The 18592-nt window shown below is 68.2% G+C and carries 14 protein-coding genes; 7 read left to right on the top strand and 7 right to left on the bottom strand.

Annotation, left to right across the window (positions count from 1 at the left end):
- Positions 1–96: 96 nt before the first annotated feature.
- Positions 97–984, bottom strand: a complete 888-nt coding sequence (locus BLU22_RS05475; RefSeq protein WP_090212741.1) for a lysophospholipid acyltransferase — start codon at positions 982–984, stop codon at positions 97–99.
- A 273-nt stretch (positions 985–1257) separates the two neighbouring features.
- Between BLU22_RS05475 and glyQ the strand changes: the two genes are divergently transcribed.
- The 6 genes from glyQ to BLU22_RS05445 all read left to right on the top strand — a co-directional run bounded on the left by glyQ (position 1258) and on the right by BLU22_RS05445 (position 8652).
- Entirely contained in the window at positions 1258–2208 is a 951-nt protein-coding gene (gene glyQ / locus BLU22_RS05470) for a glycine--tRNA ligase subunit alpha (protein ID WP_090212739.1), read from the top strand.
- The gene (gene glyS, locus BLU22_RS05465) at positions 2205–4259 is read left to right on the top strand and encodes a glycine--tRNA ligase subunit beta (protein ID WP_090212738.1); all 2055 of its coding nucleotides are present in this window, start codon (positions 2205–2207) and stop codon (positions 4257–4259) included. Before glyQ ends, glyS begins: the two co-directional genes overlap by 4 nt.
- A gap of 246 nt (positions 4260–4505) precedes the next feature.
- Positions 4506–5045: a D-glycero-beta-D-manno-heptose 1,7-bisphosphate 7-phosphatase gene (gene gmhB, locus BLU22_RS05460; RefSeq protein WP_090212736.1), complete on the top strand. Its 540-nt coding sequence runs from the start codon at positions 4506–4508 to the stop codon at positions 5043–5045.
- A 7-nt stretch (positions 5046–5052) separates the two neighbouring features.
- A complete protein-coding gene (locus BLU22_RS05455) occupies positions 5053–5787 on the top strand; it encodes a lysophospholipid acyltransferase family protein (protein ID WP_090212735.1) in 735 nt (244 codons plus the stop codon).
- Positions 5788–5963: 176 nt separating this feature from the next.
- Complete coding sequence (locus tag BLU22_RS05450) at positions 5964–7163, top strand: Fic family protein (RefSeq protein ID WP_090212733.1); 1200 nt, start codon at positions 5964–5966, stop codon at positions 7161–7163.
- A 103-nt stretch (positions 7164–7266) separates the two neighbouring features.
- Complete coding sequence (locus BLU22_RS05445; protein WP_090212732.1) at positions 7267–8652, top strand: diguanylate cyclase; 1386 nt, start codon at positions 7267–7269, stop codon at positions 8650–8652.
- 55 nt (positions 8653–8707) lie between these two features.
- Here the strand turns inward: BLU22_RS05445 and BLU22_RS05440 are convergent, their stop codons facing one another.
- Together BLU22_RS05440 and ald are read right to left on the bottom strand one after the other, a co-directional pair.
- Positions 8708–10681 carry a methyl-accepting chemotaxis protein gene (locus tag BLU22_RS05440; protein WP_090212730.1) on the bottom strand — a complete coding sequence of 658 codons (1974 nt, stop codon included), beginning with the start codon at positions 10679–10681 and terminating at the stop codon, positions 8708–8710.
- Positions 10682–11117: 436 nt separating this feature from the next.
- A complete protein-coding gene (gene ald / locus BLU22_RS05435) occupies positions 11118–12239 on the bottom strand; it encodes an alanine dehydrogenase (protein ID WP_090212728.1) in 1122 nt (373 codons plus the stop codon).
- 154 nt (positions 12240–12393) lie between these two features.
- On the opposite strand from ald, the gene BLU22_RS05430 reads away from it, so the two are divergent.
- Positions 12394–12969 carry a flavodoxin family protein gene (locus tag BLU22_RS05430; RefSeq protein ID WP_090212727.1) on the top strand — a complete coding sequence of 192 codons (576 nt, stop codon included), beginning with the start codon at positions 12394–12396 and terminating at the stop codon, positions 12967–12969.
- 205 nt (positions 12970–13174) lie between these two features.
- Here BLU22_RS05430 and pbpG read toward each other — a convergent pair whose 3' ends face one another.
- From pbpG to recF, 4 genes are all read right to left on the bottom strand, one after another.
- On the bottom strand, positions 13175–14122 hold the full coding sequence (gene pbpG / locus BLU22_RS05425; RefSeq protein WP_090212725.1) for a D-alanyl-D-alanine endopeptidase: 948 nt from the start codon (positions 14120–14122) through the stop codon (positions 13175–13177).
- A 339-nt stretch (positions 14123–14461) separates the two neighbouring features.
- The gene (locus tag BLU22_RS05420) at positions 14462–14722 is read right to left on the bottom strand and encodes a hypothetical protein (RefSeq protein WP_157718973.1); all 261 of its coding nucleotides are present in this window, start codon (positions 14720–14722) and stop codon (positions 14462–14464) included.
- Between the two features lie 280 nt (positions 14723–15002).
- Positions 15003–17423 (bottom strand): DNA topoisomerase (ATP-hydrolyzing) subunit B, encoded by a 2421-nt coding sequence (gyrB, locus tag BLU22_RS05415; protein WP_090212722.1) that lies wholly within the window; start codon positions 17421–17423, stop codon positions 15003–15005.
- A complete protein-coding gene (gene recF, locus BLU22_RS05410) occupies positions 17420–18520 on the bottom strand; it encodes a DNA replication/repair protein RecF (RefSeq protein ID WP_090212721.1) in 1101 nt (366 codons plus the stop codon). Before recF ends, gyrB begins: the two co-directional genes overlap by 4 nt.
- Between the last annotated feature and the right edge of the window lie 72 nt (positions 18521–18592).

The following is an 18592-nucleotide window of genomic DNA, read 5'->3' as shown; positions in this document are numbered from 1 at the left end:
GTTTCCCCGCTGCCGGGGAAACGGCGTTTTTCGTGACGGAGGGGTTGGCCATACCGGGGCGGGCTGATCGGCACGCCGCGCCAGTGCCGGTGCCGGTCAGTACCAGCGCGGCTCGCCCGGAGGGCGCTTCTTGAAGCGCTTCATGCTCCACATATACTGGCTTGGCCAGCGGCGCACGTAGCTCTCGACCACCCGGCTCATCGCCGCCACGCCGACCTCCGGATCCTTGCTGTACATCTCCTCCGGCGCCGCCTCGAAGATCACCCGGAAACCGCTGCCGTCCTCCAGGCGCACCGCGTGCAGGAACACCCCGACCGCCTTGTGTCCGGCCAGCATGCCCGGCACGAACTTGCTGCTCAGCGCCTGCACCGCGCAGAACGGCACAAAGACCCCGCTGCCCTCGCCGGGCTCCGGATCGGCGGGGATGCCCACCACGCCGCCGCGGCGCACCTCCTTGATCACACCGAGGATGCCCTCCTTGGTCGACGGCGCCACCCGGTTGCCCATCTGTACCCGCTGCTTCTGCAGCAGCTCGTCCACCGCCTGCAGCTTGGGCGGGCGGTAGAACAGGATCGGATTGCACAGGCTGCTCAGGTAGCTGCCGAGGATTTCCCAGTTGCCGAGATGGCTGGTGATGGTCACCACGCCCTTGCCGCTGGCCAGTGCCGCCTGGAACACCTCCAGCCCCTCCACCTCGCGCACGTACTGCAGGGTGCGCGGCGCCGGCCACAGCCAGATGCAGGCGCTTTCCGCGAAGCTCTTCCCCACCTCGCCGAGGGTACGTCCGACCAGCGCCTCGCGCTCGGCCGCACCCAGCTCCGGAAAGCATTTCGCCAGGTTGATGCGCACCACCTCGCGCGAGCGGTTCGGCAGCTTCCACAGTAGCCAGCCGAGCGCCGCGCCGAGGCGCTGCACGGCGGGCCAGGGCAGGGCGGCGACCAGCCGCAACGCGCCCACCACCAGGGCGCCTTTGATCTTCTCCACGGGATTCTCCGGCGGTTGGACTGAGGGAGGGCATTGTAACCCTCCACCGGACACTGCACCCGCACCGGCCGCGGAAGCGCCAGCGCCTGTTCCACGTGGAACATCGCCCTCATCCGGTCGTCCAACCCACGCCTCGCCAGAACCCCCGTCGCGAGCACCAACGCCGCCAGCCGCACCGCGCAGCGCCGCGTGCCGGCCCATACGCGCCCCTACACAACCGGCGCCTTCGGTTATACTCGCCGCCTTTACGCAAGCCTCAGAACAGGTGATTTCGTGAGCCAGACTACGCCTGCCGTGCGCACCTTCCAGGACCTGATCCTCGCCCTGCAAAGCTACTGGGCGGAGCAGGGCTGCGTGGTATTGCAGCCCTACGACATGGAAATGGGCGCCGGCACCTTCCACACCGCCACCTTCCTGCGCGCCATCGGTCCCGAGACCTGGAACGCCGCCTACGTGCAGCCCTCGCGCCGCCCGGCCGACGGCCGCTACGGCGAGAACCCCAACCGCCTGCAGCACTACTACCAGTTCCAGGTGGTGCTCAAGCCGAACCCGGACAACATCCAGGACCTGTACCTCGGCTCGCTGCGCGCCATCGGCATCGACCCGCTGGTCCACGACATCCGCTTCGTCGAGGACAACTGGGAATCGCCGACCCTCGGCGCCTGGGGCCTGGGCTGGGAAGTCTGGCTCAACGGCATGGAAGTCACCCAGTTCACCTACTTCCAGCAGGTCGGCGGCGTCGAGTGCTATCCGGTGACCGGCGAGATCACCTATGGCCTCGAGCGCCTGGCCATGTACCTGCAGGGCGTCGACTCGGTGTACGACCTGGTCTACTCCGACGGCCCGTTCGGCAAGGTCACCTACGGCGACGTGTTCCACCAGAACGAGGTGGAGCAGTCCACCTACAACTTCGAGCACGCCAACGTCGACAAGCTGTTCGAGCTGTTCGACTTCTACGAGGTCGAGGCCAACCGCCTGATGGCCCTCGAGCTGCCGCTGCCGACCTACGAGATGGTGGTCAAGGCCTCGCACACCTTCAACCTGCTCGACGCCCGCCGCGCCATCTCGGTGACCGCGCGCCAGCAGTACATCCTGCGCGTGCGCACCCTGGCCCGCGCCGTGGCGCAGAGCTACCTGCAGGCGCGCGCCAAGCTCGGCTTCCCGATGGCCACCCCCGAACTGCGTGACGAAGTACTGGCCAAGCTGAAGGAGGCCGCGGAATGAGTGCACAAGATTTTCTGGTCGAACTGGGCACCGAAGAGCTGCCCCCCAAGGCGCTGAAGAGCCTGGCCGAGGCGTTCCTCGCCGGCGTCGAGAAGGGCCTCAAGGCCGCCGGCCTCGGCTACGCCAAGGCGCGCTACTACGCCGCGCCGCGCCGCCTGGCGATCCTCGTCGAGCAGCTGGCCACCCAGCAGCCGGACCGCGAAGTGCGTCTGGACGGCCCGCCGGTGCAGGCCGCCTTCGACAAGGACGGCCAGCCGACCCAGGCCGCCCTGGGCTTCGCCAAGAAGTGCGGCGTCGATCTGGAGCAGGTCGACACCAGCGGCCCGAAGCTGAAGTTCGTCCAGTCCATCGCCGGCCAGCCGGCCGAAAGCCTCTTGCCGGGCATCGTCGAGGCTTCGCTGAACGAGCTGCCGATCCCCAAGCGCATGCGCTGGGCCGCCCGCCGCGAGGAGTTCGTGCGTCCCACCCAGTGGCTGGTGATGCTGCTGGGTGAGCAGGTGGTCGACTGCACCATCCTCACCCAGCAGGCCGGTCGCGTGTCGCGTGGCCACCGCTTCCACGCCAACCACGAGGTGCGCATCAGCAACCCGGCCAGCTACGCCGAGGACCTGCGCAGCGCCTACGTGATCGCCGACTTCGCCGAGCGCCGCGCGCTGATCGACGCCCGCGTCGCCGAGCTGGCCAGCGAGCAGAACGGCAAGGCCATCGTGCCGCCGGCGCTGCTGGACGAGGTGACCGCGCTGGTCGAGTGGCCGGTGCCGCTGGTCTGCTCCTTCGAGGAGCGCTTCCTCGAGGTGCCGCAGGAAGCGCTGATCGCCACCATGCAGGACAACCAGAAGTACTTCTGCCTGGTCGACGGCAACGGCAAGCTGCTGCCGCGCTTCATCACCGTGGCCAACATCGAGTCCAAGGACCCGGCGCAGATCGTCGCCGGCAACGAGAAGGTGGTGCGCCCGCGCCTGACCGATGCCGAGTTCTTCTTCAAGCAGGACAAGAAGCACGCCCTCGAAGACAACAACCAGCGCCTGGCCAACGTGGTGTTCCAGGCCCAGCTGGGCAGCGTGTTCGACAAGGCTAAACGAGTTTCCGAACTCGCCGCCTTTATCGCCGCGCGCATCGGCGGCGACGCCGAGCGCGCCGCGCGCGCCGGCCTGCTGTCCAAGTGCGACCTGGCCAGCGAGATGGTCGGCGAGTTCCCGGAGATGCAGGGCATCGCCGGCTACTACTACGCGCTGCACGATGGCGAGCCGGCCGACGTGGCCCTGGCCCTCAACGAGCAGTACATGCCGCGCGGCGCCGGCGCCGAGCTGCCGAGCACCCTGACCGGCGCCGCCGTGGCGGTGGCCGACAAGCTCGACACCCTGGTCGGCATCTTCGGCATCGGCATGCTGCCCACCGGCTCCAAGGATCCCTACGCCCTGCGCCGCGCCGCTCTGGGCGTGCTGCGCATCCTCATCGAGAAGCAGCTGGACCTCGACCTGGTGCAGGCAGTGGCCTTCGCCGTCGAGCAGTACGGCGACAAGGTCAAGGCCGACGGCCTGGCCGCCCAGGTGCTCGACTTCGTGTTCGACCGCCTGCGCGCCCGCTACGAGGACGAGGGCGTCGAGGTGGCCGTGTACCAGGCGGTGCGCGCCCTGGCGCCGAGTGCGCCGCTGGACTTCGACCAGCGCGTGCAGGCCGTGCAGGCGTTCCGCCAGTTGGCCGAGGCCGCCACCCTGGCCGCCGCCAACAAGCGGGTGTCCAACATCCTCGCCAAGGCCGAAGGCGAGGTGCCGCGCGAGGTCAGCAGCAGCCTGCTGATCGAGCCGGCCGAGCAGACCCTGGCCCTGGCGGTCAGCCAGGCCGCCGAGGCGGTCGCCCCGCTGGCCGCGGCGCGCAACTACAACGCCGTGCTGCAGCGCCTGGCCGCGCTGCGCGCGCCGGTGGATGCGTTCTTCGAGGAAGTGCTGGTCAACGCCGACGACGCCGCCGTGCGCGCCAACCGCTACGCGCTGCTGGCCCAGCTGCGCGGGCTGTTCCTCGGCGTGGCGGACATCTCGCTGCTCGGCTGAGGCCCTGCACCTGTGGATAACGGCCCGCTCGTTATCCACAGGCCGCGAATAGCCGGCCTGTGGATGGGCTGTCGCCTTTATCCACAGCCACGTAGGGCGGGTTAGCCGCACCGCGGCGTAACCCACCAAGGATGCCGTCAGGCATCCATTGGACGACGCCGGCCTGGCGGCCGGTTGGTGGGTTACGGCCTGCGGCCTGACCCACCCTACGATCCGCTCCATCCTCCGCAGCTTGAGGCTGCCGTTATGAAACTGCTGATTCTCGACCGCGACGGGGTCATCAACGAAGACTCCGACGCCTACATCAAGTCGCTCGCCGAGTGGATCCCGATCCCCGGCTCGATCGACGCGATCGCCCGCCTCAGCCGCGCCGGCTGGACCGTGGCGGTAGCCACCAACCAGTCGGGCCTGGCCCGCGGCTACTACGACGAGGCCATCCTCGACGCCATGCACGCGCGCCTGCGCCAGCTGGTGGCGGAGCAGGGCGGCCAGCTCGGCCTGATCGTCCACTGCCCGCACGGCCCCGACGACGGCTGCGCCTGCCGCAAGCCGCTGCCCGGCCTGCTGCTGCAGATCGCCGCGCACTACGACGCCCGCCTCGACGGCGTCTGGTTCGTCGGCGACAGCCCCGGCGACATCGCAGCCGCCCAGGCCGTGGCCTGCCAGCCGGTGCTGGTGCGCAGCGGCAAGGGCGAGCGCACCCTGGCCAAAGGCGTGCCGGAAAGCGTGAAAGTTTTCGACAACCTGGCGGCGGTCGCCGCCCATCTGCTGGCCGAGGAGGCCTGAACCGCCCATGCAGGCTCTGCGTACCCTCGTCTTCTATGTTCTGCTCGCCCTCAGCGCGATGATCTGGTGCCTGCTGTGCCTGCCCGTCGCGCCGTTCCTGCCGCTGCGCGCCCGCTACGTGCTGATCGCACGCACCTGGTGTCGCTTCGCCGTGGGGCTGACCCGCGTGGTGCTCGGTATCCGCTACGAGGTGGAAGGCCTGGACAACATCCCCGCGCAGCCCTGCGTGGTGCTGGCCAAGCACCAGAGCACCTGGGAAACCTTCTACCTCACCGGGCTGTTCGCCCCGCTGGCCTTGGTGCTCAAGCGCGAGCTGCTGCGCATTCCGTTCTTCGGCTGGGCGATGGCGCTGATCAAGCCGATCGCCATCGACCGAGGCAACCCCAAGCAGGCCCTCAAGCAGGTCGCCAGCATCGGTCAGGAGCGCCTGCAGCAGGGCTTCTGGCTGCTGGTATTCCCCGAGGGCACCCGCGTGCCGGCCGGCGAGATGGGCAAGTTCTCGCGCAGCGGCGCCTCCCTGGCGGTGACCGCCAACCTGCCGGTGCTGCCGATCGCCCACAACGCCGGCGAGTGCTGGCCGCGCGACGGCTGGGCCAAGCATCCCGGCACCATCCGCGTGGTGATCGGTGCGCCGCTGTACGCCGAGGGCGAAGGTCCGCGCGCGGTGGCCGAACTCAGCCAGCGCGCCGAAGCCTGGATCGCCGCCACCATGCAGACGATCAACGGCAGCGCCCGCCGCTGATCCCGCCCCCACGGCCACCCGCCCGGGTGGCCGTCGCCGCGCCGCGGCCCCGCGCCTGTCCCTAACTTCCCCTCCGTCATTCCGTCTCGCCGCCCGCCTGCGCTGCCGTGCGTACCTGCGCCGCTGCATTTGGTTAACATGCCCCGGCCCCCCATCAGCACAGCCAGGGTATCCGGATGAAAGAGCACGCAGACATCGAGTGGAAAGACTTCCCGCCGCCGCGCAGCGCCGGCAACCGCCCAGCCGGCGGCGAGCACGGCGACAGCTGGGACGACCAGCCGGTCGTGCAGATGCGCCTGGGCGACCTCGATGTCCAGGCGCTGGCCGAGTTCCGCCAGCGCGCCGGGATGGCCGAGGAGGGCGATGCCGCGCTGGTGGAACAGCTGCAGCTGTTCCACCTCAAGCGCGCCGCCGTGCTGCTGTTCCATGCCAGCCCGGAGAAGCTCGTCGCCGGCGCCTACATCCGCATCGGCCACTTCAACCGCGAGCACGAGCTGATCGAACATCACCTGCTCGGCGGCCACCTGTTCGCCCAGCTGCAGCGCAGCCTGGAGCTGCTCGAACAACACCTGCAGCGCGGTCCCGCGGACGGCGAAGCGCTGCCGCCGGAGCGCTATCCGGTGCCGCTGGCGGCGCTGCGCGAGGCACTGCTCAACGCCATCGTCCACAAGGATTACGCCAGCGGCCTGCCGGTGCAGATCCGCCTGCACGCCGACCGCATCCAGCTGTGGAATCCGGCCCGCCTGCCCGAGGACTGGAGCGTCGCCAGCCTGAAGACCCGCCTGCTGTCGCGCCCGGCCAACCCCGACATCGCCCACGCCTTCCAGCGCGCCGGGCTGATCGGCGGCTGGGGGCTGGGCATCGACAAGCTGCTCGATGCCTGCCGCGGCCGCGGTCTGGCCGAGCCGGTGCTGCGCCGCGAGCAGGATGGCCTGTGGGTCGAGTTCAGCCTGCTGCGCAGTGCGCGCCCGGCCGCCCGCCGGCCCGCCAGTGCGCTACCGGACATGCCTGCAGGGCATGTCGCCAGCAAAGTCGCAGTGCATGTTGCAGGTGAAGCTGCAGGCGAAGTTGCAGGTGAAGAAACAAGTCATGTCGCAGTATATGCTGCAGGTGAAGTAAAAAGTGCGGATACAAGTCATGTCGCAGGTGAAGTCGAGCGCCTGCTGCGCGCCTGCAGCGGGGTGATGAGCCGCAAGGCCCTGCAGGACGCACTGGGCCTGAAGAGCGATGCCAACTTCCGCACCCTGTACCTGGTGCCGGCCCTGGAAGCCGGGCTGCTGGAGATGACCATTCCCGACAAGCCCAAGAGCAGCCGCCAGCAATATCGCCTGTCCGCGGCCGGGCTGGCCTGGCGCCGGGCAGCCCAGGCCGGCTGAGCGCGCCGGCCCGCGGCAGAGCGCCGGAACGGCGATTGGCAGGCGGCGCGGGACTCTGCGACCATAGCCGCCCCCTGCTTCTGCCCCGCCCCAGGATTGCCCCATGCCCCGACACTCTCCCGAACGGCTCGCCAGCGAATGGGCACAGCTGCTGGCCGCCTTCCCGCCAGAGGTACGCCAGCTGGTCGGCGACCAGGCCCGGGCGCGCTGCGAGCTGCTGGCCAGCCACTTCTACGAGCAGATGCTGCAGGACTCGCAGGCCAGTCACTTCCTCTCCCACGACCAGGTACAGAGCCGCCTGCACGCTTCTATGCAGCGCTGGATCGTCAGCCTGTTCGCCGCCGGCCTCGACGAGGAGCTGCCGGCGGTGATCGCCCTGCAGACCCAGGTCGGCGAAGTCCACGCGCGCATCGACGTGCCCGTGCATCTGGTGCTGCGCGGCGCCCGCCACCTCAAGGCGCGTTTTGCCGCACTGCTGCAGGAACTGCTGCCGGCCGAGGATGCGCGACTGTTCCCGGCGGTGCGCCTGATCGCCGACGTCATCGACCTGGCCATGGAGATCATGAGCCAGGCCTACGCCAGCTCCCACGAGCGCAACTCGCGCGCCGAGGAGGCCTACCGGCTGTTCGCCGTGGCGCAGAACATCGGCAGCGAGAAGGAGCGCCAGCGCGCCGCGCTGCTGGACTGGGAGAACCAGCTGATGTTCGACCTGGCCGTCGGCCTGGAGGCCAGCCAGCTGCCGCGCATCGGCAGCACCGAATTCGGTCTGTGGTTCCGCCACAAGGGCAGCCATGCCTTCGAGGGCACCCCCGAGGCCGAGCTGATCCTGCAGGCCATGCAGCACATCGACGAGGTGCTGTTGCCGATGTTCGGCCTGCCGGGCGGCGTCGAACCGCGCGAGCGCATGCAGCGCCTGCGCGACCTGCGCGAGCAGGCCAAGAGCATCGGCTATCACCTGGAGCGGCTGTTCGAGCAGGTCAACGAGCTGGAGGCCGGCCGCGACGTGCTGACCCGCCTGCTCAATCGCAAGTTCCTGCCGGTGGTGCTGGGCAAGGAGATCGCCTATGCGCGCCAGCGCGGCAACCGTTTTGCGGTGCTGGCCGTCGACGTCGACCACTTCAAGCAGATCAACGACCGCTTCGGCCACGACGCCGGCGATCAGGTGCTGCAGCAACTGGCCACCCTGCTCAGCAACCACAGCCGCGGCGGCGACTACGTGTTCCGCCTGGGCGGCGAGGAGTTCCTGATGCTGCTGGTGGACGTCAGTGCCGACAGCGCGCTCAAGGCCGCCGAGACCCTGCGCAAGAAGATCGCCGCCGATCTCTTCCGCCTGCCCCATGAGCAGAGCCTGCAGGTGACGGTCAGCATCGGCCTGGCCCTGCACAACGGCCATCCCGACTATCAGCGCCTGCTGCGCCGCGCCGACGAGGCCCTGTATCGGGCCAAGCACGGCGGGCGCAACCGCGTGGTGGTGGCGGCGGAGGAATAGGGCGCTCCGCCTCACCCGTCCTGGCCGTCGCGCTGCGGCGACGGCCAGACGACACTCAGGCCGGGGTACGCGCGGCGCCGCGCGCCGGCGGGCGTTCGCGGCGCGCCACCGGGGCCAGCCCGGCATCGACGTGGAACTGGCCGACCAGCGCCGCCATCTCGCCGGCCTGGGCGTCCAGCTCCTGGCTGGCGTTGGCCGCCTCCTCGACCAGACGGGCGTTCTGCTGGGTGACCTGATCGAGCTGGGCGATGGCCAGGTTGATCTGCTCGACGCCCTTGGACTGCTCGTCGGCCGCCGCGGCGATGTCGGCGATCAGCTTGGTGACCCGGGTCACGCCGCCCTGGATGTCGATCAGGCTGCGGTCGCTCTGCTCGACCAGCGCCACCCCCTCGTGGACCTTCTGCACGCTGTCGCCGATCAGCCCGCGAATCGCGCCGGCTTCCTCGGCGCTGCGCTGGGCCAGGTGGCGCACCTCGCTGGCCACCACGGCGAAGCCGCGGCCCTGTTCGCCGGCCCGCGCCGCCTCGACCGAGGCGTTGAGCGCCAGCAGGTTGGTCTGGAAGGCGATCTGGTCGATGGCGCCGACGATGCTGGCCACCTTCTCGCTGGCCTCGCGCATCTCGGTCATCGCTGTCTGCGTGCGGCTGGCCAGCTCGGCGGCCTCGCGGGCCTGCTGCTGCAGGCTGTCCGCCAGCTGACGGGCCTGGACGGCATTGTCCGCGGTGTGCCGCACGGTCGCCGCGATCTGCTCCATGCTCGCCGCGGTCTCCACCAGCGAGGCGGACTCCTCCTCGGTGCGCTGCGCCAGGTTCTGGTTGCCGGCGGCGATGTCCATGCTCGCCTCGTGCACCGCGTGGGCGCTTTCGCTGATGCGCTGCACCAGCAGACGGGTCTTGTCGGTCGCCTCGTTGAAGGCGCGGTTGAGCTGCGCCAGCTCGTCGTTGCCCAGCACCTCGAGGCGGCGGTTCAGGTCGCCCTCGCTCTGTGCGATGGTCTGCAGGGTGCGCCGCAAGACGCCGGTCAGGCTGTGCGTCACCAGCAGGGCCAGCAGCAGGGCCAGGCCCACCGCCAGGGACGCCACCGCGACCTGCACCACCAGATCGCGACGGGCATCGCTGCCCAGGCGCTGGGCGACGCCCAGCAGCTCGGCGGCCACGGCGTCCTCGACCTGCTTGAGCAGGTCGATCTTCTCGGTCTGACGGGTGAACCACTGGTTGGGGTCGACCTCGAAACCGCCGCTGACCGCGCGCTCGAAAGCGCGCGCGCGCAGCCGCTCGGTCTCGGCGACCACCGGGTTGCCCATGCTCTGCTTGTAGCGCTCCTGCAGGGCGTTCGGCGCCAGGCTGAGGAAGGTGTGGGTGTAGGCGTTCTGCTCGCCGACCAGGCCGGTGAAGCGCAGGAACAGCGCCTCGGTGAAGCGGTCGGCGGCGAAGGTGTTGGTCAGCACCGCGCGCTCGATGCCGGCGCGTTCCTTGCTCTGCAGCAGGTTGTAGTAGGCGGCCAGGCGCTGGACCAGCTCGCCCTGGGCGGTGCCACGGGCCAGCTCGCCGACCACGTCGAGCAGCTCGGTGTTGAGCGCGGTGTAGTAACCGACCGCCTGGTCGGCGCCGATGTTCAGCGCGCTGACACCCTGGCGCTGCTCGGCCAGGCTGCCCAGCCGGCTGCGCGCGGCATCGAGCCGGCGCACGATGCCGTTGCCCAGCTCGGCATTCGGGGTCTGCGCGAGGAAGCGGGTCAGGCTCTGCAGCTGCTGGTCGGTAGCCTCACGCTGGCGTGGCAGCTCCACGGCGAAACGCGCGCCGCGACTGCCGACGAAACCGGCGCTCATGCCGCGCTCCTTCTGCGTCTCGTGCACCAGCGCGCTGACCAGCCCGGCCAGCTCGGCCAGATCCTCCAGACGCTGCATCTCGGCATAGGTACGCTGGCGCTCGACGATGCCGGCCACGGCGAAGTAGACCAGCCCCAGCACGGGCAGGAGCAGGATGAGCAACAGCTTGTTGCGGATCGATAGGTTGTATAGAGCCATCATGGAAAAGGACCGTCCTGGAGGGGTGTCTGGCAAGTCGCAGGCCCGGCGGTCGACCGGGTCTGCGGCGGAAGAAATCTGCGGGGCGATGATAAGTTGTGCGCTGCATCACTCATATTGATAAAAAGCCACAGGCACCCGGCCTTTGCTCTACATCAACATCCTGTGGATAAGTATTCCGCCTGGCGGTCGGCAACCATGCACCTGCCGGCACAATCACGCCCCAAGGTGGCGCACGCTTCCACACAGGCAGCGCCATTGCTCGCCGTGCGCAGGGGGAATTGCAAGGCGCATACCATCCCCAGCGTAGCGCAACGGATCACCAGCCTGTGGATAACTCACTGGATAACCCCTGAATGAGTGCATCGGCACCAGCCAGGCCAGGTTCCACGTGGAACAACGACGCAACCGCCTTCACCGGATGTTTCACGTGGAACAGTCACAGCCGTGCCAGCAGCACCTCGGCGCTGTGCAGCGGCAACCCGTGGGCAGCGGCCACCCCGGCGTTGCCGATGCCGCCGGCCGCCACGTTGAGCCCCTGACGCAGGTACGGGTCTTCGCTCAGTGCCCGCCGCACGCCCTTGCCGGCCAGCGCCAGCACGCAGGGTAGGGTGGCGTTGTTCAACGCCAGCGTGGAGGTGCGCGCCACGCCGCCGGGCATGTTGGTCACGCAGTAGTGCACCACGCCGTCGAGCACGTAGGTCGGTTCGGCATGGGTGGTCGGCCGCGACGTCTCGGCGCAACCGCCCTGGTCGATGGCCACATCGACCAGCACCGAGCCGGCCTGCATCTGCCGGATCATCTCGGCGTCGATCAGCTTGGGCGCCGCCGCCCCGGGAATCAGCACGCTGCCGATCACCAGATCGGCAGCCAGCACCCGCTCGCGCAGCGCGCTGCCGGTGGAGTACAGGGTGACGATGCGGTTGCCGTACTGGGCATCCAGCCGGCGCAGGGCATCCAGGCTGCGATCCAGCACGCAGACCTCGGCGCCCAGACCGACCGCCATCGCCACCGCCTGGCTGCCGACTACCCCGCCGCCGAGAATCACCACCTTGCCCGGCGCCACGCCCGGCACTCCGCCAAGCAGCACGCCACGACCGCCGCGAGCCTTCTCCAGGCAACTGGCGCCGACCTGGATGGCCATGCGCCCGGCCACCTCGGACATCGGCGCCAACAAGGGCAGCCGTCCCTGGGCGTCGGTGACGGTCTCGTAGGCGATGCAGGTGGCGCCGCTGGCCAGCAGCTCATCGGTCTGCGTACGGTCGGCGGCCAGATGCAGGTAGGTGAACAGGGTGTGCTGCGCTCCGAGGCGGGCGCGCTCGGCGGCCAATGGCTCCTTGACTTTGACGATCAGCTCGGCGGCCGCGAACACCTCGGCGGCATCGGCGACCACCCTGGCCCCGGCCGCCGCATAGTCCGCGTCGCCGAAGCCGATGGCCGCACCGGCCTGACTCTCCACCCACACCGCATGGCCGTGGCCACACAGCTCGGCTACCGACGAGGGGGTGAGGCCGACGCGATACTCGTGGTTCTTGATCTCTCGGGGGACACCGATGCGCATGACCGTTCTCCGTGACTGGCGTATGGGCCTGCTGCGAGCCTAGCATGCAGGCTGCCGTCCGGCGGGGCCGGCAACTGCTGCACCGGTCCTGGACTATCGTTTTCCCCACCAGCATTCGCCGCACAACGCGGCCCGCAATCCAGGGGAGTCCGGCATGTCGAAGATCGCCATCGTCTATTTCAGCGGCTACGGCCATACCGCCCAGCAGGCCGCCGCCGTACACGCAGGAGCCGCCGCAGTCGCCGGCAGCGACGTCAGCCTGCTGCGCATCGACGACCAGGGCGAGCTGCCGGCCGGCGGCTGGGACAGCCTGGCCGCCGCCGATGCCATCGTCTACGGCTCGCCGACCTACATGGGCGGACCGGCCTGGCAGTTCAAGAGGTTCGCCGACGCCAGCTCCAAGCCCTGGTTCCAGTCGCACTGGAAGGACAAGCTGGCCGCCGGCTTCACCAACTCGGCCTCGGTCAACGGCGACAAGTTTTCCACCATCGCCTATTTCTTCACCCTGTCGCAGCAACACGGCCAGCTGTGGATCGGCACCGGCCTGCTGCCGGCCAATCGCAAGGACAACGGCCCCGACGACATCAACTGGACCGCCGGTTTCGCCGGAGCGCTGGCCATCTCGCCGTCCGACGCCTCGCCGCAGGAGGCGCCGCGCAAGGGCGACCTGGATACCGCCCGCCTGCTCGGCACGCGGGTAGCCGAGTTCGCCGCACGCCTGCGCGGCTGAAGCGGACGGCTATGCCCGCAGCGGTAGCGAGGCGGGAGAACCATGGACGGGGTGGCCGCTGCAGGCACGACCAGAATCAAGGGCGGCATGCGCAGGCACTGTGGACATCGCTGCGCCATGCCACGGCATCGGCAGCTGGCCGCTGCCAGGCAGGCGACCGCCCGCCGGCTCCCACGCGGGAGGCGGCGGGCGGATCAGCCCAGACTCAGCCGTCCGAGCGCGCCGCCTGCATCTGGCGGAACTGCTGCACCTTCTGCTGCTTGTAGCGGCGCGCGGCGTCGGGGATCGGCGCGCTCTGGCCACTCTCCATCCAGCGCCGCAGGCGGTTGGCATCGGCGATGCGGGTGTACTTGCCGAAGGAGTCGAGCAGCACCACCGCGGTGGGGTGTCCGTCCAGGCGGGTCAGCATCACCAGGCAATGCCCGGCGTCGTTGGTGAAGCCGGTCTTGCTGACCTGGATGCTCCAGTCGCCCTTACGCACCAGCGGGTTGGTATTGAAGAAGCTCAGCGCGTAGTTGGGCTTGCGGAAATGCGCGTCGCGGTTTGGCGTGGTGCTCATCTCGCGGATCAGCGGGTACTGCTGCGCAGCCTGCAGCAGCTGCACCAGTTCGCGGGCGGTGGAGACGTTGCCGCTGGACAGCCCGGTCGGCTCGGTGAAGCGGCTCTTGCGCATGCCGAGCGCGCGCGCCTTGGCGTTCATCGCCGCCACGAAGGCCGCGTGGCCACCCGGATAGTGGTGGGCGAGGGCGGAGGCTGCGCGGTTCTCCGAGGACATCAGCGCCAGGCGCAGCAGCTCGCGGCGGCTCAGCTGGCTGTTGACCCGCACCCGGGAGAACACCCCCTGCAGCTCGCGGGTATCGCGGATGGTCACCGGAATCACCTCGTCCAGCGGCAGGCGGGCGTCCAGCACCACGATGGCGGTCATCAGCTTGGTGATCGAGGCGATCGGCAGCACCACGTCGGCATGGCTGGCGTAGACCTCGCGACCGCTCTGCAGGTCGACCACCAGCGCGCTGGTGGAGGCCAGCTCCAGTCCCTGACGGGCCTGCGCCGCGCCGGCAGAGCGCTCGGCAGCCTGTACCGCAAGCGGCGGCAGCGCGGCGGCGCACAGGCACGCCAGCCCGATCCCACAGAGAATGTTTCTAGCCCACATGACAAGACTTCCAGATAGATGAAGAAAGACAGCGCCCATAGACAAACTCTAATGCACCGCCGATCGGCCCACCGGCATCCGCGCAGATGCCACAAGACCGTTTGCACATATCTTCGATAGCGATTGGCACTATGCAGGCGGGCACAAAAAAACCGGCAGATCGCTCTGCCGGTTGCATCCTTCGCGCGCCACGATGCGGCGCATGTCCGTGGGAAAGAAGTGTTGCGCCAAGCACGCGGCGGTGCAACGGAATTCTGCCGTTTCCCGCTCAGGCGCAGGCCCTGCGCCGCGCCTACCGGCGGCGCCGAGAGCGGCACGGGCCTGGCGCCGCGCAGAACCTCACTTGTGCAGCAGGCGATCCGCGGAAGCGACGATCTGGCGCATCTGACCGACGGTTTCCGCCGTCAGCGCCCGCTCGATATGCGGCCGCAGTTGCCCTTCGAGTATCTGGGTGTTGTAGACCCGCAGGGCGAACACCACGCTGGCGCGCAGGGACGTATCCACACGGCTGTGGTCGGGCAAACGTTGTTCGCCTTGATGGTTCAGGGGCGTGCCGGCGCTCGTCCCTGAGATATTGCTTGCATCCTTCATGTTGTCCATATTCCACCTTGTCTCGTCGATGGCGATCCCTTGTCGATGACACCACCCCGTTGCGTTTGTACCGCGTCAATCCTGCACCGAATGTACGGAATATGCAAAACGTTGCCGGCGCAATCATTGCGCCCGACGCGAGTATCGATGACAGCGCGCTGTGGATAAAAATCGGCGCAGCTTATCCACAACATGCTGCAGATGGATAAAACCCCCGGCACACTGGAATGCGCCGGGGGTTTTATCTTCGCTCGCCCTGTGGACAGTTTCTTGTCCACAGGGCGAATCCTCACACGTCCAGGTTCGACACCGCCAGGGCGTTGCTCTCGATGAACTCGCGGCGCGGTTCCACGGCATCGCCCATCAGGGTGTTGAAGATCTGGTCGGCGGCGATGGCGTCCTCGATGGTCACCTTGAGCATGCGCCGCACCGCCGGATCCATGGTGGTTTCCCACAGCTGCTCGGGGTTCATCTCGCCGAGGCCCTTGTAGCGCTGGATGCTGTGGCGTTTGGTGCTTTCGCTCATCAGCCAGTCGAGGGCCTCCTTGAAGGTGGCCACCGGCTTCTTGCGCTCGCCGCGCTGCACATAGGCGCCGTCTTCCAGCAGGTTGACGATCTTCGCCCCCAGGTCGGTGACGCTGCGGTAGTCGTTGCTGGCGAAGAAGTCGCGGTTGAAGGTGACGTAGCTGGACAGCCCATGGGCGAAGATCTCCACCTCAGGCAGCCACAGCTTGCGCTCGCGATCCTCGCGCAGGCTGAACCGGCAGTTCTGCCCGGACTTTTCCACCGCCTTGAGGCGCTCGCCGAGGGTGTCGATCCAGCCCTGCATGGCGCTCTGGTCGGCAAGCTGCTCCAGCTCGACACGCGGCAGGTAGACGAAGTGCTCGGTGATCTCCTGGGGGTAGAGGCGCGACAGGCGGGTGAGGGTTTTCATCACCGTGCGCCAGTCGTTGACCAGACTTTCCAGCGCGGTGCCGGACAGTCCGGGGGCGTGGTCGTTGACGTGCAGGCTGGCATCTTCGAGGGCCGACTGGGTCATGTATTCCTCCATGGCCTCGTCGTCCTTGATGTACTGCTCCTGCTTGCCCTTCTTGACCTTGTACAGCGGCGGCTGGGCGATGTACACGTAGCCGCGCTCGATCAGCTCGGGGAGCTGGCGGAAGAAGAAGGTCAGCAGCAGGGTACGGATGTGCGAACCGTCGACATCGGCATCGGTCATGATGATGATGTTGTGGTAGCGCAGCTTGTCGATGTTGTACTCGTCGCGACCGATGCCGCAGCCCAGCGCGGTGATCAGGGTGCCGACCTCCTGGGAGGAGAGCATCTTGTCGAAGCGCGCCTTCTCGACGTTGAGGATCTTGCCCTTGAGCGGCAGGATCGCCTGGGTCTTGCGGTTGCGGCCCTGCTTGGCCGAGCCGCCGGCCGAATCACCCTCGACGATGTACAGTTCGGACAGCGCCGGGTCCTTCTCCTGGCAGTCGGCCAGCTTGCCGGGCAGGCCGGCGATGTCCAGCGCGCCCTTGCGCCGGGTCATCTCGCGGGCCTTGCGCGCGGCCTCGCGGGCCCGTGCGGCGTCGAGCATCTTGCCGACCACCGCCTTGGCCTCGTTGGGGTTCTCCAGCAGGTAATCGGCGAAGTACTTGCCCATTTCCTGCTCGACCGCGGTCTTCACCTCGCTGGAGACCAGCTTGTCCTTGGTCTGCGAGCTGAACTTGGGGTCCGGCACCTTGACCGAGATGATCGCGGTGAGGCCTTCGCGGGCGTCGTCGCCGGTGGTGCTGACCTTGAACTTCTTGGCCAGGCCCTCGGCCTCGATGTAGTTGTTCAGGTGGCGGGTCAGCGCCGAGCGGAAGCCGGCCAGATGGGTGCCGCCGTCGCGCTGCGGGATGTTGTTGGTGAAGCAGAGGATGTTCTCGTTGAAGCTGTCGTTCCACTGCAGCGCCACTTCCACGCCGACGCCGTCTTCCTCGCGCTGCACGCTGAAGTGGAACACCTGGTTGACCGCGGTCTTGTGGGTGTTGAGGTAGTCGACGAAGGCCTTGAGGCCGCCCTCGTACTTGAACAGCTCCTCCTTGCCGCTGCGCTCGTCGATGAGCACGATGCCGACCCCGGAGTTGAGGAACGACAGTTCGCGCAGGCGCTTGGCGAGGATGTCCCAGCTGAAGTGGATGTTGCGGAAGGTCTCGGCGGAGGGCTTGAAGTGGATCTGCGTGCCGCTGCCGTCGGTATCGCCGACCGCGGCTAGCGGGGCCTGCGGCACGCCATGCACGTAAGTCTGTTCCCAGACCTTGCCGCTGCGGCGGATGGTCAGCACCAGCTGCTCGGACAGCGCGTTGACCACCGAGACGCCGACGCCGTGCAGACCGCCGGAGACCTTGTAGCTGTTGTCGTCGAACTTACCGCCGGCGTGCAGCACGGTCATGATGACCTCGGCGGCGGAAACGCCTTCTTCCTTGTGGATATCCACCGGAATGCCGCGACCGTTGTCGCGCACGGTGATCGACTCGTCGGTATGGATAGTGATGCTGATCTCGTCGCAGTGGCCGGCCAGCGCCTCGTCGATGGAGTTGTCCACCACCTCGAACACCATGTGGTGCAGACCGGTGCCGTCGTCGGTGTCACCGATGTACATGCCGGGGCGCTTGCGTACGGCATCCAGACCTTTCAGCACCTTGATGCTGGAGGAGTCGTACGTGTTGTTCTCGCTCATGCCTTCACTCCCGAGGATTCAATACGGCCATGCTCCACGTGGAACATGGCGACCGGCGTGTCCGTGCGCCAGCCGTCTTTGAGGGTTTCGCCGTCGACGCCGGTGATGAACACCTGGCAGTCGAGGTCTTCCAGCAGGCGGCACAGTGCGTGTCGGTGCTGTTCGTCGAGTTCCGAGGGCAGGTCGTCCACCAGATAGACGCACTGCCCGTGCTTGGCCCGGTTGAGCAGGTGGCCCTGGGCGATGCGCAGGGCGCAGACCACCAGCTTCTGCTGACCGCGCGAGAGGATGTCGGCGGCATTGTGGCTGCCGATGCGCAGGCGCAGATCGGCGCGCTGCGGGCCGGCTTGGGTGTGGCCGAGCTGCCGGTCGCGCGCGAGACTCCCCGCCAGCACCTCGCCGAGGCTGCGCTCGCGGTCCCAGCCGCGGTAGTAGCTGAGGGTCAGCTCCGGCAATTCGAGCAGCTGTGCCAGGGTGTCCTCGAACACCGGCTTGAGCGCCTGGATATAGGCGCGGCGGTATTCGTCGATGGCCTCGCTGGCCAGGGCCAGTTCGCGGTCCCAGGCGGCCTGCGCAGCGGGGTCGATTCTACCATGGCGCAACCAGGAGTTCCGTTGCCGCAGGGCGCCCTGCAGGCGCTGCCAGGCGCCGAGAAAGCGCGGTTCCACGTGGAACACGCCCCAGTCGAGGAACTGCCGGCGGATCTTCGGCGCGCCTTCGAGCAGACGGAAGCTGTCGGGGTTGATCAGCTGCAGCGGCAGCACTTCGGCCAGTTGCGCGGCGCTGCGCGCATTCTGTCCGTCGATGCGGATCTGCCAGTCGCCGCCGCGCTCGCGGGCAATGCCGATCTGGCTGAGGCGGCCGTCGAGCAGGCGCACCTGGCCGAACACCACGGCCTGCTCGCAGTCGTGCTGGATCACCGGGTTCAGCCGGGCGCTGCGGAACGAGCGGGCCAGGCCGAGCAGGTGGATAGCTTCCAGCACGCTGGTCTTGCCGCTGCCGTTATCCCCAGCCAGCAGGTTGATCCGCGGCGAGGGTTCGAGACTCAGCGGCTGCAGGTTGCGCACAGCGCTGACGCTGAGTTTGACCAGGGACATGGCTAGCGCACCGGGAAGTGGAGGGGCGAACGCCACAGACTATGCACAGAATTATCCACAGCCTCATGCACA

The sequence above is a fragment of the Pseudomonas guangdongensis genome, assembly GCF_900105885.1.
Taxonomy (GTDB): Bacteria; Pseudomonadota; Gammaproteobacteria; order Pseudomonadales; family Pseudomonadaceae; genus Geopseudomonas; species Geopseudomonas guangdongensis.
Note: the sequence above shows the minus strand (reverse complement) of the source record. Positions and strands in the feature narration are given on the sequence as shown.

Excerpts from the sequence above, each read along its gene's own strand:
- BLU22_RS05455 (WP_090212735.1), top strand. The coding sequence starts at position 5,053 with ATGCAGGCTCTGCGTACCCTCGTCTTCTATGTTCTGCTCGCCCTCAGC.
- gyrB (WP_090212722.1), bottom strand. The coding sequence starts at position 17,423 with ATGAGCGAGAACAACACGTACGACTCCTCCAGCATCAAGGTGCTGAAA.
- BLU22_RS05440 (WP_090212730.1), bottom strand. The coding sequence starts at position 10,681 with ATGATGGCTCTATACAACCTATCGATCCGCAACAAGCTGTTGCTCATC.
- pbpG (WP_090212725.1), bottom strand. The coding sequence starts at position 14,122 with ATGTGGGCTAGAAACATTCTCTGTGGGATCGGGCTGGCGTGCCTGTGC.
- BLU22_RS05445 (WP_090212732.1), top strand. The coding sequence starts at position 7,267 with ATGCCCCGACACTCTCCCGAACGGCTCGCCAGCGAATGGGCACAGCTG.
- BLU22_RS05430 (WP_090212727.1), top strand. The coding sequence starts at position 12,394 with ATGTCGAAGATCGCCATCGTCTATTTCAGCGGCTACGGCCATACCGCC.
- ald (WP_090212728.1), bottom strand. The coding sequence starts at position 12,239 with ATGCGCATCGGTGTCCCCCGAGAGATCAAGAACCACGAGTATCGCGTC.
- BLU22_RS05450 (WP_090212733.1), top strand. The coding sequence starts at position 5,964 with ATGAAAGAGCACGCAGACATCGAGTGGAAAGACTTCCCGCCGCCGCGC.
- gmhB (WP_090212736.1), top strand. The coding sequence starts at position 4,506 with ATGAAACTGCTGATTCTCGACCGCGACGGGGTCATCAACGAAGACTCC.
- glyS (WP_090212738.1), top strand. The coding sequence starts at position 2,205 with ATGAGTGCACAAGATTTTCTGGTCGAACTGGGCACCGAAGAGCTGCCC.
- recF (WP_090212721.1), bottom strand. The coding sequence starts at position 18,520 with ATGTCCCTGGTCAAACTCAGCGTCAGCGCTGTGCGCAACCTGCAGCCG.
- BLU22_RS05420 (WP_157718973.1), bottom strand. The coding sequence starts at position 14,722 with ATGGACAACATGAAGGATGCAAGCAATATCTCAGGGACGAGCGCCGGC.